This window comes from Micromonospora sp. NBRC 101691 (genome assembly GCF_030269285.1).
Classification (GTDB): Bacteria; Actinomycetota; Actinomycetes; order Mycobacteriales; family Micromonosporaceae; genus Micromonospora; species Micromonospora echinospora.
Map to the genome: position 1 here is coordinate 1 of NZ_BSTB01000008.1, position 16663 is coordinate 16663.

Annotated in this window: 15 protein-coding genes; 5 read left to right on the plus strand and 10 right to left on the minus strand. The window is 74.1% G+C overall.

Going from position 1 to position 16663, the window contains the following annotated elements; translation table 11 throughout:
• Nucleotides 1-123: 123 nt before the first annotated feature.
• Both QSK20_RS14360 and QSK20_RS14365 read right to left on the minus strand, forming a co-directional pair.
• On the minus strand, nt 124-687 hold the full coding sequence (locus QSK20_RS14360; RefSeq protein ID WP_285789117.1) for an LOG family protein: 564 nt from the start codon (nt 685-687) through the stop codon (nt 124-126).
• Between the two features lie 4 nt (nt 688-691).
• Nucleotides 692-1543, minus strand: coding sequence for an LOG family protein (locus QSK20_RS14365; protein WP_285789118.1), 852 nt, complete (start codon nt 1541-1543; stop codon nt 692-694).
• A 191-nt stretch (nt 1544-1734) separates the two neighbouring features.
• Between QSK20_RS14365 and QSK20_RS14370 the strand changes: the two genes are divergently transcribed.
• Nucleotides 1735-1896 carry a hypothetical protein gene (locus QSK20_RS14370; protein ID WP_285789119.1) on the plus strand — a complete coding sequence of 54 codons (162 nt, stop codon included), beginning with the start codon at nt 1735-1737 and terminating at the stop codon, nt 1894-1896.
• A gap of 135 nt (nt 1897-2031) precedes the next feature.
• Here QSK20_RS14370 and dapE read toward each other — a convergent pair whose 3' ends face one another.
• A complete protein-coding gene (gene dapE / locus QSK20_RS14375; RefSeq protein ID WP_285789120.1) occupies nt 2032-3105 on the minus strand; it encodes a succinyl-diaminopimelate desuccinylase in 1074 nt (357 codons plus the stop codon).
• Nucleotides 3106-3185: 80 nt separating this feature from the next.
• Here dapE and dapD point away from each other — a divergent pair, with 80 nt between their 5' ends.
• A complete protein-coding gene (gene dapD, locus QSK20_RS14380) occupies nt 3186-4145 on the plus strand; it encodes a 2,3,4,5-tetrahydropyridine-2,6-dicarboxylate N-succinyltransferase (protein ID WP_285789121.1) in 960 nt (319 codons plus the stop codon).
• A 51-nt stretch (nt 4146-4196) separates the two neighbouring features.
• Here dapD and QSK20_RS14385 read toward each other — a convergent pair whose 3' ends face one another.
• Nucleotides 4197-7547, minus strand: coding sequence for a S8 family serine peptidase (locus QSK20_RS14385; protein ID WP_285789122.1), 3351 nt, complete (start codon nt 7545-7547; stop codon nt 4197-4199).
• A gap of 162 nt (nt 7548-7709) precedes the next feature.
• On the opposite strand from QSK20_RS14385, the gene QSK20_RS14390 reads away from it, so the two are divergent.
• Nucleotides 7710-8267 (plus strand): sugar O-acetyltransferase, encoded by a 558-nt coding sequence (locus tag QSK20_RS14390; protein ID WP_285789123.1) that lies wholly within the window; start codon nt 7710-7712, stop codon nt 8265-8267.
• A gap of 104 nt (nt 8268-8371) precedes the next feature.
• Nucleotides 8372-10909, plus strand: coding sequence for a hypothetical protein (locus QSK20_RS14395; protein WP_285789124.1), 2538 nt, complete (start codon nt 8372-8374; stop codon nt 10907-10909).
• Here the strand turns inward: QSK20_RS14395 and QSK20_RS14400 are convergent.
• Genes QSK20_RS14400 through fdxA form a run of 5 tightly spaced genes read right to left on the minus strand, consistent with a single transcriptional unit; the run spans nt 10886 to nt 14738 of the window.
• A complete protein-coding gene (locus QSK20_RS14400; RefSeq protein WP_285789125.1) occupies nt 10886-11557 on the minus strand; it encodes a nucleoside/nucleotide kinase family protein in 672 nt (223 codons plus the stop codon). The two genes, QSK20_RS14395 and QSK20_RS14400, sit on opposite strands and share 24 nt — an antisense overlap.
• Nucleotides 11557-12204 (minus strand): SIMPL domain-containing protein, encoded by a 648-nt coding sequence (locus QSK20_RS14405; protein WP_285789126.1) that lies wholly within the window; start codon nt 12202-12204, stop codon nt 11557-11559. Before QSK20_RS14405 ends, QSK20_RS14400 begins: the two co-directional genes overlap by 1 nt.
• 9 nt (nt 12205-12213) lie before the next feature.
• Entirely contained in the window at nt 12214-13254 is a 1041-nt protein-coding gene (locus tag QSK20_RS14410) for a prephenate dehydrogenase (RefSeq protein ID WP_285789127.1), read from the minus strand.
• A gap of 45 nt (nt 13255-13299) precedes the next feature.
• Nucleotides 13300-14415, minus strand: coding sequence for a succinyldiaminopimelate transaminase (gene dapC, locus QSK20_RS14415; RefSeq protein ID WP_285789319.1), 1116 nt, complete (start codon nt 14413-14415; stop codon nt 13300-13302).
• Nucleotides 14412-14738, minus strand: a complete 327-nt coding sequence (gene fdxA / locus QSK20_RS14420; protein ID WP_172900297.1) for a ferredoxin — start codon at nt 14736-14738, stop codon at nt 14412-14414. The genes dapC and fdxA overlap by 4 nt, the downstream gene beginning before the upstream one ends.
• A 79-nt stretch (nt 14739-14817) precedes the next feature.
• On the opposite strand from fdxA, the gene QSK20_RS14425 reads away from it, so the two are divergent.
• Nucleotides 14818-15780: a GNAT family N-acetyltransferase gene (locus tag QSK20_RS14425; RefSeq protein WP_285789128.1), complete on the plus strand. Its 963-nt coding sequence runs from the start codon at nt 14818-14820 to the stop codon at nt 15778-15780.
• Nucleotides 15781-16175: 395 nt separating this feature from the next.
• Here QSK20_RS14425 and QSK20_RS14430 read toward each other — a convergent pair whose 3' ends face one another.
• Nucleotides 16176-16640 carry a hypothetical protein gene (locus QSK20_RS14430; RefSeq protein ID WP_285789129.1) on the minus strand — a complete coding sequence of 155 codons (465 nt, stop codon included), beginning with the start codon at nt 16638-16640 and terminating at the stop codon, nt 16176-16178.
• Nucleotides 16641-16663: the final 23 nt, after the last annotated feature.

Sequence of the window (16663 nt, forward strand, 5' to 3'; positions counted from 1 at the left end):
CCTGATGGCTGCCCGCCTCGCCGGTGAGGACATCGAACCGCAAGGCCCCATCGAGACCGAAGCAGCCCGACGCCTCAACAACGAACTCAACCAGAAGTAGCCCTCCAGTTACCCAACACTCTCTCAGGCGGGCCGGCGGGTCACCGGGAGGCGGGAGTCGATGGTGTCCAGGGCTTCGCCGAGAGTGGGGGCGACCAGGAGGAGGTCCTGGCCGGCGGGCTTGACGAAGTGCTGGTCGGTGAGGGTGGCGAGCCAGTCGAGCAGGGGTCGGTAGAAGCCGTCGGTGTCCAGCAGCACCATCGGCTTGTCGTGCATCGCCAGCGTGGCCGTGGTCCACACCTCGAACAGCTCGTCCAGCGTGCCCAGCCCACCGGGCAGGGTGAGGAAGGCGTCCGAGCGCTCGATCATCACCGTCTTGCGGCTGGCCATCGAGTCGGTGACCAGCAGTTCGTCGGACGCCAGGTCGGCGACCTCCAGGTCGACCAGCGCCTGCGGGATCACCCCGACGGTCCGCCCGCCTCCGGAACGCGCGCCGTCGGCCAGCGCGCCCATCATGCCGACGCAGCCGCCGCCACTGACCAGCGTGTGTCCCCGGCGGGCCAGCTCCGCCCCGGTGTCGAAGGCGAGGTCGAGCCAACGCTGGTCGATGGTGCGGGAGGAGGCGCAGAACACCCCGATCGCGGTCACCGGCTCAGCCCTCCCGGCTCTCGTCGGCCGCGGCCCGCTGGTCGGCGGCGGTGCGGGCGACCGCCTCCTCGCGGATCGCCTCCTGCTCGGCGGAGAGCTGCGCCTCGGCCTCGACGATGTGCCGGACGGCCGCGTCCACGTCGTCGGTGAGACAGATCAGTTCCAGGTCCACCGGGCCGATCTTGCCGTCGGCGGCCATCGTGTCGCGCAGCCAGTCGAGCAGCCCCCGCCAGTAGTCCGTGCCCATCAGCACCACCGGGAACCGGGTCACCTTGCCGGTCTGCACCAGGGTCAGCGCCTCGAAGAGCTCGTCCATGGTGCCGAAGCCACCGGGCAGGACGACGAACGCCTGCGCGTACTTGACGAACATGGTCTTGCGGGCGAAGAAGTACCGGAAGTTGATCGCCAGGTCGACCCAGTCGTTGAGGCCCTGCTCGAAGGGAAGCTCGATGCCGAGGCCGACGGAGAGGCCGCCCGCCTCGCTGGCCCCCCGGTTCGCCGCCTCCATCACCCCCGGTCCGCCGCCGGTGATGACGGCGTACCCGGCCCGGGCCAGCGCCGCGCCGAGCTGCTCGGCAAGCTGGCACTCGGTGCTGTCCGGCTTGCTGCGGGCCGAGCCGAAGACGCTCACCGCCGGCGGCAGGTCGGCCATCGTGTCGAACCCCTCGACGAACTCGGAGAGGATCCGCAGCGCCCGCCAGGCGTCCCTGGTCTTCCAGTCGGCCCGTCCCCGCGAGTCGAGCAGTCGCTCGTCGGCGGTGCTGGTCGGCAGCGCCCGACGGCGCAGCGTCACCGCGCCCCGGTGGCGCACCTCGGCCGGCCCGTGATCGGTGTCCCGTCCGTTGCTCTGGCTCATGCAAGCAACCGTAGTGGAGTGCCGCGCCGCAGGTCGGGAGGGTCACCCGGCAACTCGCGGTCGCCCATGACGGCGACCGGCGACCACTTCGACGATCTTCCGACACCGCGAGGCAACTTATTCGGTCGCACGTGCGTCCTAGTATTCACACACGGGGGATGCCCCCGGCGCGCCTTCGGGGGAGGAGCAGCGTGATCAGCAACAACGAGAGGATCCGGATCCGGCGGCAGATGCAGCGACGGATCCGGGACGTGGTGGCCGAGCGTCGCCGGGCCCGGCAGATGCAGACCGTCGAGCCGACCGGCGAGACCGAGACCCGGGCGGAGATCGACACCGCCCTGAGCAACAGCTGACCGACGGACGACGACCGTCCGCGCGCACCGGGGGGTGACCGCGCGCGACAGCCGACGACCGCCCCGGGGTGACCAGGTCGTCTCCTGGTCACCCCGCCGGGTCGCGGGTCGGGCCGGGGCCGGGCCGGCGGCGGGTCAGGCCGGGGCCAGCCAGCGGTGCAGGGTCGCCGCGCCGTCGCGGATCTTGGAGATCTCGACGTGCTCGTCCTTGTGGTGCGCCAGGTTCGGGTCGCCGGGCCCGAAGTTCAGCGCCGGGATGCCCAGCGCCGCGAACCGGGCCACGTCCGTCCAGCCCAACTTGCCGATCGGCGCGGCGCCGACCGCCGCCAGGAACTCCTGCGCCGCCGGCGCGTCCAGCCCCGGGGCCGCCCCGGGGGCCATGTCGGTGACGACCAGCTCGAAACCGTCGAGGACCTCGCGCAGGTGCGCCTCGGCCGCCGCCGCGTCCCGGTCCGGCGCGAACCGGTAGTTGACCTCGATGTCGCACCGGTCCGGCACCACGTTCCCGGCCACCCCGCCGGAGATCCGGACCGCGTTCATCCCCTCCCGGTACGCGCAGCCGTCGATGGTGACCCGCCGGGCCTCGTACGTGGCCAGCCGGCGCAGCACCTCACCCGCCCCGTGGATCGCGTTCACCCCGTGCCAGGACCGGGCCGAGTGGGCCCGCTCGCCGTGCGTGGTGACGATCGCCCGCATGGTGCCCTGGCAGCCCGCCTCCACGATGCCGTAGGTCGGTTCGAGCAGCACGGCGAAGTCGGCCCGGAGCCACTCCGGGTGCGCCTCGGCGACCAGGTTCAGGCCGTTGTACTTCTGCTCGATCTCCTCCCCCTCGTAGAAGAAGTACGTCACGTCGTACCGGGGGTCGGGCAGGGTCACCGCCAGGTGCAGCGCGTACGCCACCCCGGACTTCATGTCGGAGGTGCCGCAGCCGTACATCAGGTCGCCGCGCATGCTGGACGGGAAGTTCCCGTTCAGCGGGACGGTGTCCAGGTGGCCGGCGAGCACCACCCGCTGCGCCCGACCCAGCTCCGTACGGGCCATCACCGTGTTGCCGTAACGGTGGGTGGTCAGGTGCGGGACCGCTCGTAGCACCTGCTCGACACAGTCGGCGATCGCCTTCTCGTTCAGGGACACGGACTCGATGTCGACCAGGGCACGGGTCAACGCCACCGGATCGGCGAGGACCTCGGGGGTCAGCGGGTTCTCCATGATTCGCACGGTACCGTCAGGGCGGTAGGAGCCGGCAGTGAGCGTGCGCGCCCGCCGGCCCGTGAACGGAGGGTGAAACAGTGACGTCCGCACAGTCTGCCTGGGGTATCGGCGTGGCCACCGTCACCGCCGACGACCAGGTCCTCGACACCTGGTACCCGACCGGCAAGCTCGGCCTCGGCGAGCTGCCGCTGGTCCCGGGCGAGGAGAAGGCGGACGTGCTGGACCTGCCGCCCGGGGCGATCGGCGAGCGGTCCCTGCCGGGGCTGCGCACCGTCGAGGTGGTCACCGTGATCGGGTCGCTGGACGACCCGATCAAGGACGCCGCCGACGCGTACCTGCGGCTGCACCTGCTCTCCCACCGCCTGGTCCGGCCGAACGGCCTGAACCTGGACGGCATCTTCGGGAAGCTGGCGAACGTGGCCTGGACGTCGGCCGGGCCGTGCCCACCGGACCGGGTGGACGAGCTGCGCGTCATCGAGCGGGCCGCCGGCCGCCACCTGGCCGTGTACGGGGTGGACAAGTTCCCCCGGATGACCGACTACGTGGTCCCCTCCGGGGTGCGGATCGCCGACGCCGACCGGGTCCGGCTCGGCGCGCACCTCGCCGCCGGCACCACGGTCATGCACGAGGGTTTCGTCAACTTCAACGGCGGGACGCTCGGCACCTCGATGGTGGAGGGCCGGATCGTCCAGGGCGTGGTGGTCGGCGACGGTTCCGACATCGGCGGCGGGGCGTCGATCATGGGCACCCTCTCCGGCGGCGGCACCGACCGGATCAGCATCGGCGAGCGGAGCCTGATCGGGGCGAACGCCGGGGTCGGCATCTCGCTCGGTGACGACTGCGTGGTCGAGGCCGGCTGCTACGTCACCGCCGCCGCGAAGATCACCCTGCCGGACGGACGGGTGGTCAAGGCCCGCGAGCTCTCCGGCGTCGACGGGCTGCTGTTCCTGCGCAACTCGGTCACCGGCGCGCTGGAGGCCCGGCCGCGCACCGGTCAGGGCATCACCCTGAACGCCGCCCTGCACGCCAACGACTGAACCGCCCCCGCCCCGGCCCGTGGCGGTCCCACGGGCCGGGGCGGTGCCGCCTCACCCGAGCCGGTACGCCTGGGTGATCCGCTGGGTCACCCGGCTGCCGTCACTGCCGGTGGCGCTGGCCCGCAGCGACACCCAGCCCGGCCCGGACGGGTGCCGCACGGTGGCCACCCAGCCGGCGCCCTGCTTCCGCAGCCGCGTCGGCTGCCAACTGCCACCCCCGTCGTACGAGACGTCCACGGTCAGCGCGGTCACCGTGGCCGCCGGTGCTCCCGGCTGCCGGTCGACCGACACCGGGACCGTCCAGAGCCGCCCGGCCGGGGCGGTGCCGGCGGCGTCCAGCCTCGGCGCGAAGCGGACCGCCATCGCCGGCACCGCGACCGGGACGTCACCGGGGACGTGCGCGGAACGGAACGTCCAACTCGCGACCACCTCCGTGCTCAGGTCGGTGACGCCCCGGGCCGCGACCACCTCCACCCGGTACTCGGCGGGCTCCGGCGGGACGACGAACTCGCCGGACCCGGCGTACGGGCTCTCCCCGACCAGTTCGCCGTTCCGGTAGAGACGGGTGTGTTCCCGGTCGGCCACCGAGTACCCGGCGTGACCGCGCGCGTCGGTGTGCACCGGGACGTCGACGACGATGGTGTCGCCGTACCGGATGACGCCCATGTCCGGCCGCTGCAGGGCCGGCCCGAACGGCGCCCCGTTCCACTCGTCCCGGTGGGGACGACCCGCCCGGTAGGCGACCGGTTCCGAGAGGTACGTCGTGCCGTTCTCCAGCCAACCGCTGTCGACGCGCTCCCCGGTCTCCAGGATCGACCACCAGCGCAGCCCGGCGACGGCGTTGAGGTGCTCGACCCGGTCACCCGGCAGGGCCGTGGGCAGCCCGATCGCCGAGGCGAAGCCGAGCCCCTCCTGCCGGGGGAAGACCACCCGGTCCGCCTCGACCGTCGGATCGCCGAGGAACCGTTGGTGGACGGTCGCCAGGTCGCGGGGACGGTAGTCCCGGACGAATCCGGTCGGCACCGTGCCGCCGAACGTCTCGCTCAGCGCGTACAGGTAGGGGCTGACCTCCGCCTCGCCGTGGAGCCACTGGCTGGCGATCGAGCTGACGAACCGCTCCGCCGAGGTGCTCCCGCCGATCCGGCCGGTCCGGACACCGGTGAAGCCGTCGCCCCCGACGCCGAAGCCGTAGGAGCCGTGGTCGGCGGTGAAGTGCGCGCCGACGTCCACCAGCGCCGGCACTGCGGACGCCTCGGGCACGGTCATCCGGACCGGCCCGGTCCGCCGCGCGTCGACGGTGACCCGGGTGTCCCGGTCGACGGTCAGTTCCGGCTGGGCGAGCAGGGCGAAGCCCTGCTCGCCACCGGCGAAGATAGCGCTGGCCAGCCCGTAGCGGCCCTTCGGCACCCGGACCGTGACCACCCCGTCGGCACCGAAGAGGTCCTGCGCGTACCACTGGTCGAGGCCGTAGAGCTGGGTGGAGTGGAGGTTGGTGGGTGCCCCGGCGTCGTCGCGGACATCGACGGTCAACTGGTAGCTCTCCACCTCCCGGTGCACGGCCAGCGGGGTCCCCACCGTGCCGGCGTCGGAGCGGGCCACCAGCCGGCCGGTGTGCTGACCGTCCACCGCGTCCACGCTCGTGTCGGCGGTGACCGTCACCTCCGCCCGGCCACCGGCCGGAACGGTCAGCCGGTCCGCGCCGAGGCGGAACATGCCGGCCGGGGCCGGCTCGCCGTCGGGACCGGTGACCTCCGTGGTCAGGTGCAGGGTCACCGGGCTGTCGCCGGAGTTGCGGTACGCCACCGTCCGGACCACCGGGGTGTCGTCGTGGTGCGGCCACGTGGTCCGGCCGAACGAGACGCTGGGCGGGGCGCTGGTGATCCGCTGGTCGATCGCGGCGGCCACGTCGACCCGGCCCGCGCCCTGCCCGAAGACGGTCTGCTCCGGATGCGCCCGCGCCGAGGCCATCAGGAGAGCCTTGAGTGCTCCCGCGTCCGCGTCGGGACGCTGCTGGGCCAGGATGGCCACCGCGCCGGCCACGTGCGGGGCGGCCATCGAGGTGCCGGAGAGGCTCACGTGGCGCTCCCCGACCGGGTCGCCGATCTGTCCCTTCGCGGCCCGTGCCGCGACGATGCCGACACCCGGGGCGGTGAGATCGGGCTTGATCCCCTCGTCGTACGGGCGGGGGCCCCGGCTGGAGAACCCGGCGAGGTCGTCCGCGCGGTCCACCGCGCCGACCGTCAACGCCGCGTCCGCGCTGCCCGGGGAGCTGACCGAGGCGTCGGTCCCGTCGTTACCGGCGGAGATCACGAAGAGCGCGCCGGTCCGGGCGGTGAGCGCTCCGACCGCCTCCTCCAGCGGGTCGACCTGTGGGGTGTCCGGGCCGCCCAGGCTCAGGTTGACCACGGCGGCCCGCTGCTCGACCGCGGCCCACTGCATGCCGGCCAGGATCGCCGACTCGGTGCAGAACTCGCTCTCGCACACCTTGCCGGAGAGGAGCGTGGCGTCCGGTGCCACCCCACGGTACCGGCCACCGGCGGCGGCCCCGCTGCCGCCGATGATGGACGCGACGTGGGTGCCGTGCCCGACCGTGTCGTCCGGATCGGTGACCTCGGTGAAGTTGCGGCTCTCCGCGATCCGCCCGACCAGGTCCGGGTGCGTGGCGTCGACGCCGGTGTCGAGCACCGCCACCCGTACGCCCCGACCGGTCCACCCGTCGCGGTGCGCCTCCGGGGCACCGATCTGGGCCACGCTCCGGTCCAGGTTGATCTGCCGCCTGCCGTCCAGCCAGATCCGGTCGACGCCCTCCGCCGTGTCGACCCGGTTGCCGGCCGTGCCGGTGGTGAGCGCCGTCCAGACGGCGGCGGCCCGGTCCTTCGGGGCCCGTACGGCAGCACCGCCGATGGCGGGCAGGTCCCGGGTCACCCGGACGCCTGCGACGGCGGGGCCACCCTGCTGCTTCGCCGCGCCCCGGTACCGCACCAGCAGCGGCAGCGTGTCCCGCCGCGCGTCGTCGTACCCGACGGCGGCCAGTTCGGTGACGTCGAAGAGCCGCTGGTCCACCCGGCCGGACCGGACCAGGTGCACCGCGTCCCGGGGAAGGACGGTGAGGTGGTCGCCCACCCGCTGGGTCACGAAGGTCATGCCGGCCCGCCCCGGCCCGGGACGGACGCTGACCGAGTCGCCGCCGGTGACGGTGACCCGGTCGCCGGTGAGCAGCGTGACGGTGACCGGACGCCCGGCACCGGTGGTCGAGCCCGGCCCGGGCACGCTCGGGACGGCACCGGTCGCCGTCGGGCCGGGGCCGGTGGCGCGGGCCGGTGCGGCACCGGGCACGGCGGCACCGGAGACGGCCAGCAGCAGCCCCAGGATGATTCCGGTGGATCTCCCTACTCTTGACACGCAACCTCCTCTGGAGGGCTCTTCATCAATGTCTGTCACATTGACGACGACCTCACGTTTCCACATCGGACACCGGAACCCGGTCGGCAATGCGACCGAGAAACCGGCGGACGGAGGCAACCTTTCCGCCCCTCCGCAAGTTCGCTGCGGCATGCTCGACGGATGACCTCGATGAGAGAACGCATGCTCGCCGGTGAGCTGTACCAGGCGGACGACCCCGAGATCCTCGCCGAGCTGAACCGGGCCGCCGTCGCCATGGAGCGGTTCAACGGCAGCCGCGCGGACGACCCCGACGGCCGGCTCGCCGCCCTGCGCGAGCTGCTCGGCGAGGTCGGCGAGGGCACCTGGATCCGGCCGCCGTTCTACTGCGACTACGGCTCCCGAACCACCATCGGGCCGCGCGGGTTCGTCAACTTCAACGCGGTCTTCCTGGACGTCGCCCCGATCACCATCGGCGCGGACGTGCAGATCGGACCGAACGTGCAACTGCTCACCGCCACCCACCCGGTCGAACCGGGGCCCCGCCGCGACAAGTGGGAGGCGGCGTCCCCGATCACCATCGGGGACAACGTCTGGCTCGGCGGCGGCGTGATCGTGCTCGCCGGGGTCACCATCGGCGACAACACGGTGGTGGGCGCCGGCGCGGTGGTCACCCGGGACCTCCCGCCGAACGTGGTGGCGGTCGGTAACCCCGCCCGACCGGTCCGCACCCTGGACTGACTCACAAATATCCGTCCTGAGCTGCAAAAACGACCAGAATTACTGGCCCCGCCCGCCCCAACAGGAGCACCCTGAGTAGTGACACGGTCACCGGGAGGCAGGCGATGGCTGGTCGGGTCCTCGAACTACGCGTACACGGCGTGTCGAACACGCCGCCGGACGAGCTGCTGGGCCTGCTGCCGGAGCCGGGTGAGCCGGCCCCGCAGCCGTGGCTCGTCGCCGGGGGCGAGGTCACCGGCTTCTACCGCCATCCCGCGTCCGACCCGGACGAGCCGGTCACCGTCGAGGCGTACAGCTGGGGGCGGCTGACCTCGGGCGCGCGGACCGCGCGGGACGTCGAACGCGCGCTCTGGACGGTGCTGCTGCCCTTCACCCTCGCCAACGTCGCGCTGCACGCCCGGCCGGAGATCCCCGCCGACCCGGACCGGGAACGGTGGTCCGGCCGGGCCGGCGTCGCCGGCTGGCTGATCCGGTTGTTCTGCCTCAGCCTGACCGGCACCCTGGTCCTCGCCGCCACCGGCGTCGGGGTGGACCTGATCGGCTGGCAGTGCGTGGACCGGAGCTGCCTGCGCCGGGTGCCCGGCCCCTGGGAGTTCCTCGCGCACGGCTGGTGGAGCGAGGACGCGCACGCGCTCGCCGTCGGGCTGCTGGTGCCGCTCGCCCTGATCGCGCTGGTCGGGCTGCTGAGCTGGCGCACCTACCAGTACGAGGCGGAGATGCCGGTCGGACCGGGCGTCGTCCCGCCGGTCGGGGTGCCGATGGTCAACCCGTTGCAGGACCCCACCTTCTGGTGCGGTGAGGGGCAGCTGCGGCGGGCCGCCGTGCTGCACCTCTGCACCGGCACGGCCGTCGCGGCGGCGGTGCCGCTCGGCGCGGTACTGGTCATGGACCCGCCGGCAGGACCACGGGCCGCCCTCGCCGGCCTCACCGTGACCCTGCTGGTGCTCCCGGTGGCGGTGGCCGTGGTGGCTCTCGGCCGGCCCTACCTCACCCGACGCGGCGGACGGACCCCGCTCGGGCCGTACAGCGCCCTGGTCGTGGTCAGCACGCTGGGCGGGCTGGCCGGTACCTTCGCCCTCCTGCTCCTGCCCGACGGCCCGGCCGGCATCCCGCTCGCCGAGCTGCGCCCGCCCCGGGGCTGCGCCGCCGCGCCGGCCGCACCCGGCTGCCGGGCCGACCACTCCCTGCCCGGCTACGACGAGCTGATCGCCGGATGGGGCGTCGGGCAGTTGTTCCTGCTGGTCGCGATCGGCACGGTGTCCCGCTCGGGGCGGCGGGCGCTCGTCGTACCGGCCGGCGCGGCGCTCGCCCTGGTGGCGGGCGTCGCCTGGTGGTCCGGCTGGCTACCCGGGACACCCACCGCACCCGAGGGGCTCGCCCTGTGGATGCTGGTGGGCCCGGCGATCGCGGTGGCCGGCGCCGGACTTCTCCTTCCCCGGGCCACCCCGGTCGACCCGCCGGAAGCGGGGCACGCCGGGCTGGCCTGGGGCGGCCGGGGCCCGATGCTGATCGCCGGACTCGGCTGGCTGCTGGCCGTCGCGTACTGCACGGGCGCGGTCTACTGGGTCGGCAACCGGCTCAACCCCGCCGACCGGGTGGCCGTCGTCCCGCCGGTGCCGGTGACCTGGGCGGGCCTGGTGTTCGGCGGCTCGCTGCTGGTCGTCCTCGGCACCGCCGTCCACGCCGGGGTCCTCTTCGCCCGGCTGCGCCGGCGGGAGTACCAGCGCCTCAGCCGGCCCGGCCGCCGCCTCTCCGCCCACGACCTGCGTCGCTGCCGGGACGTGAGCACGTTCCGCGCGCTGCACCGGCTCGTCGGCGAACACGCGATCCCGCTCACCGGGTGGGGCGGCACGGCGCTGCTCGTCCTCGCCGCGCTCGGCTGCGTCGCCGCGCTCTCCGGGGCACACCCGCACGGCATGTCGGACAGCGGCTGGTCGGTGCTGGTCGACGTGGCGGCCGACGCCGGGGACCGGCTCCTCGGCTGGCTGCCCGTGGTGGTCGCGACGCTCGGCCTGCTGGTGTACCGCAACGACACCGTCCGCCGGTCGGTCGGCGTGCTCTGGGACGTCGGCACGTTCTGGCCCCGGGCCGCCCATCCGTTCGCCCCGCCCAGCTACGCCGAACGGGCCGTACCGGAGTTGCAGACCCGCACCGCCGGCCTGCTGGCCCTGCCCGAGAACGATCCGCGCCGGGTGGCGGGCATCATCCTCTCCGGGCACAGCCAGGGCGCGGTGATCTGCGCGGCCGTGCTCCTCCAACTGCCGGCCCGCTGGCGGCGCCGGGTCCGGTTCTTCTCGTACGGCTGCCAGCTGACCCGGCTCTACGGAAGGGTGTTCCCGGCGTACTTCGGTCCCCACCGGCTGCCGGTGCTGGCCGACGCGCTCACCGACCGGCACGGCCGGGCCGGCTGGACGAACTTCTGGCGGGAGACCGACCCGCTGGGCTGGCCGGTGCCCGCCGCCCACCGGCAGGTCAGCGTGCGGGACCCGGAGGGGCTGCACCCGACCGGCGGTGAGGTCGTCGACCCTCCGATCCGCAGCCACGGGGGTTACCCGGACTCCCCGGAGTTCCTCGTCGAGCGGGACCGGGTGGCCGCTGGGCTGCGTGGGGCCGTCCCGTCACCCCGGGAGGGGGTCGGCTAGCCGGACCACCAGGTCGGCACGGTGCGCGGTGCCGGCGACCACTGCCGCGTTGGCCTCGTCGGACCCGCGTGCCCAGCGTTCCGCCTCGGCCGGCGAGCGGCCGTACGCGACGTGCCGGTCGGTGAGCCGGCGCAGTCGCAGCTCGGCGTCGAGGTCGAGGAACCAGGTGTCGTGCAGGAGGGTGCGGACCTCGTCCCACGGGTCCTCGGGCAGGAGGAGGTAGTTGCCCTCGGTCACCACGAGCGTCACCCAGGGCGGCACCGCGATCGACCCGGCGACCGCCTCCTCGATGTCCCGGTGGAAGGCCGGCGCGTAGACGGGGACCGGCTCCAGCCGGTGCAGCCGGCGCAGCAACGCCGCGTAGCCGTACGCGTCGAAGGTCTCCACCGCCCCCTTGCGGTCGGTGAGGCCGAGCCGGTGCAGTTCCGTCTGGGCCAGGTGGAAACCGTCCATCGGCACCAGCCGGGCGGTCGGGCCGACCCCGGCGACGATCCGCTCGGCGAGGGTCGACTTCCCCGCCCCGGGCGCCCCGGCGATGCCGAGCAGCTGTCGGGGGCCGGCGGCGGCCAACTCCCGGGCCCGGACCACCAGTTCGTCGACCGGGCACTCCCGGGGCGGAACCGGGCCGGGACCGGGCTCTCGGGGCATCAGTCCAGCACCGGCTCGCTGATCGCGAACCGTGCCTCGACGGCAGCCTGCACGGTCTGCTGCTGCGGGTCGAGGTCGATCTCGGGGCCACCGCCCGCCTCCGTCGTGCCGGTGAAGCCGGCCGCCCGGAACGTCATCGGCTGGGCGGCCATCCCGGAGTCGGAGAGTTCGATCAGGCCGGTCACCCGGGCACCCAGCGCCTCGGCGTACTCCCGGGCCCGGCTCAGCGCCTCGGCGATGGCGGCCTGCCGCGCCTCCCGGTGCACCGGGCTGTCCGGCCGCAGCGACCACCAGGGGCCGGCGACCGAGACCTGGTCCTGGTCGGCCAGGCGGAGCATCAGTTCGCCGAGGGCGGCGAAGTCGGTGACCGTCACGGTGGTGGTGACGCTGCCGTGGTACGCGACCACCCGTTCGCCGGAGCGCTTCAACTCGGGACGGACCCGCAGCTCACCGGTCTCCCGGCGGTCCACCGCCGAACCGTGGCCGTCGAGCAGCACCCGGATCGCGGCGGCCCGCTCGGCCAGCCGGGTCAGGGTCACCTCGCGGTCCTTGTCCCGGGCCAGCGCGGTCACCGTGAAGCGGGCGATCTCGGGTGCCACCTCCCGGTACGCCTCGCCGCGTACCGTCACCACCGGTCCGTCCACCATGTGCTCACCCTAGCCGCGTGCCGCCGACCCCGCCGGCCGGTGCGCGGTGTACCGCACGGCCTCCCCGGTGACCCGGCAGTCGCCGAGGTGCCCCCCGGCGGCACCGAGGGCGAGCAGGAACGCCAGCTCGTCGTCGTCCCGACCGGTCGCTCCGGCGGTGGTCGGGAACTCGTGCCGGGAGTCGGTGTACGCGCGGTCGAACAGGGCCGTCCGGGTGGCGCGGGCCTCCCGGTGGCCGGCGGTGAGCGCCTCGGCGTCGGCGTCGCCGAGCGCGGCGGCCAGCTCGTCCAGGAAGGCCCGGACGGCGGCCAGCTCCCGCAGGACGTGGTCCCGGTTGCCGAGCAGCATGTTCGCCGTCCGCTCGGCCGGGGTGCCGGCCACCCGGGTGCCGTCCCGGAAGCTCCCGGCCGCCAGGGCCAGCACGGCGTCCCGCAGCGCGGACCGGCCGGTCGCCCCGGCCAGCGCTCCGGCCAGCAGGTGCGGCACGTGCGAGGCGAGGGCCGCCACCGCGTCGTGCTCGTCCGGTGCCATCGGCACCACCCGGGCCGCGAACACCGTCACCAGCATCTCGGCGAGCCGGCGGAACGCGGGCAGGCCGTCCGCGCTCGGGCAGAGCACCCAGGCCGCGCCGTCGAACAGGTCGGGCACGGCCGCGCCGATGCCGGCCCGGTCGGTGCCGGCCATCGGGTGACCCGGCACGAACCGGTCGGTCAGCCCGTGTGCGGCGGCGAACTCCGCCACCGCGCCCTTGGTGCTTCCCACGTCGGTGAGGACGCAGTCCGCACCGACCACTGCGGCGACCGTGCGCAACGTCTCCGGCAGGGTCGGCAGCGGGCCGGAGAGGAAGACCGCCGTCCGGTCGTCCACCGCTGCGGTCAGTTCGTCCGGGCAGGTCACCCCGGTGTCGCGGACCACCTGCCGGGTCGCCGGGTCCGGGTCCCAGCCGCGCACGTCGAGACCGGCCCGGTGCAGCCCGAGCAGGATCGAACCACCGATCAGTCCGGTGCCGACCACCGCGACCCGGGGCCGCGTGCCAGGGCTTGCCACCATCTGCGTACCTCGGGTTCCGCTCGGTACGGTCCGGGTCGGCCCGACCTAGGCTTCGGCGAGCCGGCCGGGAACCGCGGCGACCTGCTCGTCGGAGGCGGTGAACGCGATCCGGACGTGGTGGCTGCCACCGGGCCCGTAGAGCGCCCCCGCGGCGGCCAGGATGCCCCGCCGGGCCAGCCAGTCGACGGTCTGCCAGCACTCCTCGCCACCCCGGCTGAGCCAGAGGTAGAGCCCGGCCTCGGAGTGCTCGACGGTGAACCCCGCCCCGGTGAACGCGGCGATCAGCGCCTCCCGCCGAGCGCGGTAGCGTTCCCGCTGCTCGTCGGCGTGCCGGTCGTCGGTCAACGCCGCCACCATCGCGGCCTGCACCGGTGCCGGCACGATCATGCCGGCGTGCTTACGGACCTTGAGCAGCTCGGCGACCAGGGTCGGGTCGCCGGCGACCAGCCCGGCACGGTACCCGGCGAGGTTCGACCGCTTGGAGAGCGAGTGCACGGCGAGGACGCCCTCGTACGAGCCGCCGCAGACCTCGGGCGAGAGCACCGACACCGGTTCGGTGTCGGCGGACCAGCCCAGCGGCAGGTAGCACTCGTCGCTGGCCACCACCGCGCCCCGCTCACGTGCCCACTCGACCACCTTGCGCAGGTGGGCGGCGGGCAGCACCCGGCCGGTCGGGTTGGCCGGCGAGTTCACCCAGACCAGGCGCACCCGGGAGGTCGGCCCGACGGCGGTGAGCGAGTCGGTCCGTACCTCGGTGGCACCGACCAGCCGGACCCCGTCGGAGTAGGTGGGATAACAGACCGACGGCACCACGACCACGTCACCCGGGCCGATGCCGAGCAGGGTCGGCAGCCAGGCGACCAGCTCCTTGGAGCCGACCGTCGGCAGCACGCCGAACCCGTCGGCCGCGCCGCAGGTGCGCCCCACCCAGGCGGCGATGGCCTCCCGCAGCGCGGGCGTACCCGCGGTGAGCGGGTACCCGGGTGCGTCGGATGCGTCCGCCAGGGCCCGACGGATCACCTGGGGCACCGGGTCGACCGGCGTGCCGATCGAGAGGTTGATCATCCCGTCCGGATGCGCCGCGGCCAGTGCGGCCGCGGCGTCCAGGGTGTCCCAGGTGAAGTCGGGCAGCCGCGACGAGACCGGCGCGGGCCGGTTCAGTGGCCCTCTCCGCGCGGCGGCTGGGCCGCCACGAAGGTCGCGTCCTTCTCGATCTTACCGATCTTCGAAGCGCCGCCCGGGGAGCCGAGGTCCTCGAAGAACTCGTAGTTCGCCGAGGTGTAGTCCTTCCAGTTCTCCGGGACGTCGTCCTCGTAGAAGATCGCCTCGACCGGGCAGACCGGCTCACAGGCACCACAGTCGACGCACTCGTCGGGGTGGATGTAGAGCATCCGGTTGCCCTCGTAGATGCAGTCGACCGGGCACTCCTCGATGCATGCCTTGTCGAGTACATCCACGCACGGTTCGGCGATGATGTAGGTCACCGGTCTTCTCCTCCGCAAGACGCGTCGCGATCCGCCGCGACGGTAAGAGCCTAGTATCTCGCCGGGGAGGAGGTCGATCGTGCTCCGACAGCAGGATGTGGGACATCGGATCGTGGTCCGTCGGATTGTGGGGATTCGCGAGGGCCGCACCCTCTTCTCCGACGCGCTCGGAGAATTGGTCGAGCTGAATGAGACCCACATCACTCTGGCTACCGACCAGGGTCGGGTCCAGGTGCCCCGGGACGAGGTGCACCGGGCGAAACGGGTGCCGGCGGCCCGCCGGCCGACCGCCGCCGCGGTGGTCGCCCTGGAACTCGCCGCCGACGAGGCCTGGCCCGCCCCGGTACGCGGACGTCTCGGCGACTGGCTGCTGCGCAGCGCCGCCGGCTGGACCGGACGCGCCAACACGGCGCTGCCGGTCGGCGACCCGGACCGGCCGCTGCCGGCCGCGCTCGACGCCGTCGAACGCTGGTACGCCGACCAGGGGCAGCCCGCGATGGTCAACACGCCGCTACCGCTGGCCACTCCGGTGGGCGCGGAACTGGACGCGCGTGGCTGGGGGGCCCGACCGCTCACGCTCGTGCAGACCGTGCCCCTGGACCGGCTGCGGGCGGCGCTCCCGGCGCCCGACCCGGCCGGGCCCGGGGTGGAGCTGGCGACCGCCCCGTCGGCGGAGTGGCTCGCGGTCGCCGCCGGGCGCAAGGGCGGCCTCCCCGACGCCGCGCGCCACGTGCTCACCGCCGTGGACCGACTCCGCTTCGCCCACCTGTACGTCGACGGCACGCTGGCCGCGGTCGGGCGGGGCACGGTCACCGGCCAGGGCCGCTGGCTGGGGTTGAGCCTGATCGAGGTGGTGCCCGGTTTCCGGGGCCGTGGGCTGGCCCGCCAGGTGGTCCGGGCGCTCGCCGACTGGGGTGCCGCCTCCGGCGCCACGGACGTCTTCCTCCAGGTCGAACAGCGCAACACCCCGGCCGTCACCCTCTACCGGAGCCTCGGCTTCACCACCCACCACACGTACCTGACCCGGGTCGCCCCCGCCTGACCCGGGTCGCACCCCGTGCCGGTCGGCCCGCCACGCGGGGCAGGGACGCATCTCGTGCCGGCTGGCCGGCACGCCGGGCCGGGGCAGAGTCGCACCACGGGTCCTTTAGAGCTGCCCGCACAGACGGGGCAGCGGACGGTGGCGCAGACGAGCACCGGCGCGCACAGGCGGAGCGGCGGGTGAACGCAAAGACAGGGCGGCGGGTAGCGCAGAAACCGGACACCGGATGGGCGTAGAAGCGGGGCAGCTCTGAAGCGTCCTCACCGGGTGTCCGCGACCTCCGCGGCCTTCGCCGGCTGCACGCCCGGCCCGCCCGTACCCACCGTCCGGCCCGCCCGGTCCGCCGCCGGACCGGTCGGCGCGGGCCGGCGAAAGGCGACCGGGGCGGTGCCGGGTCAGCGGCGGACGGGGCGGCGCGGCTTGGCGGTCTTGCCCTCGGCGTACCGCTTGAGCTGCTGGGACCGGTGGTCGACGCCGAGCGCCATGGCGATCAGGTAGCCGATCAGGATGCCGGCCCCGGTCGCCAGCAGGTAGAGCCCGAGCTGGGCGAAGAAGGTGCCCGCACCGCCGGCGAACGGGTTGTTGCCGACCAGCAACGGACCGACCAGGATGGTCGCCAGCATCGCGGCCACGACGGCGGCGGCGAGGTCACCACCCCACTGGGCCACCGCGCTACGGCGGGCCCAGCTGAAGGTGACGGCCGCGAGGATCACCCCGATCAGCAGGAACATGGCCAGCGAGACCCGGTCGGCGGCGACCGGATCCTCGTCGAAGGCGAACCGGGTCACCAGTCGGGCGACCACGTTGACCGCGAACAGCACGCCCGCCAGCACACCGATCGGCCGCCACCGGTCCCTCATCGCACGCCTCCCGCCGTACCGCC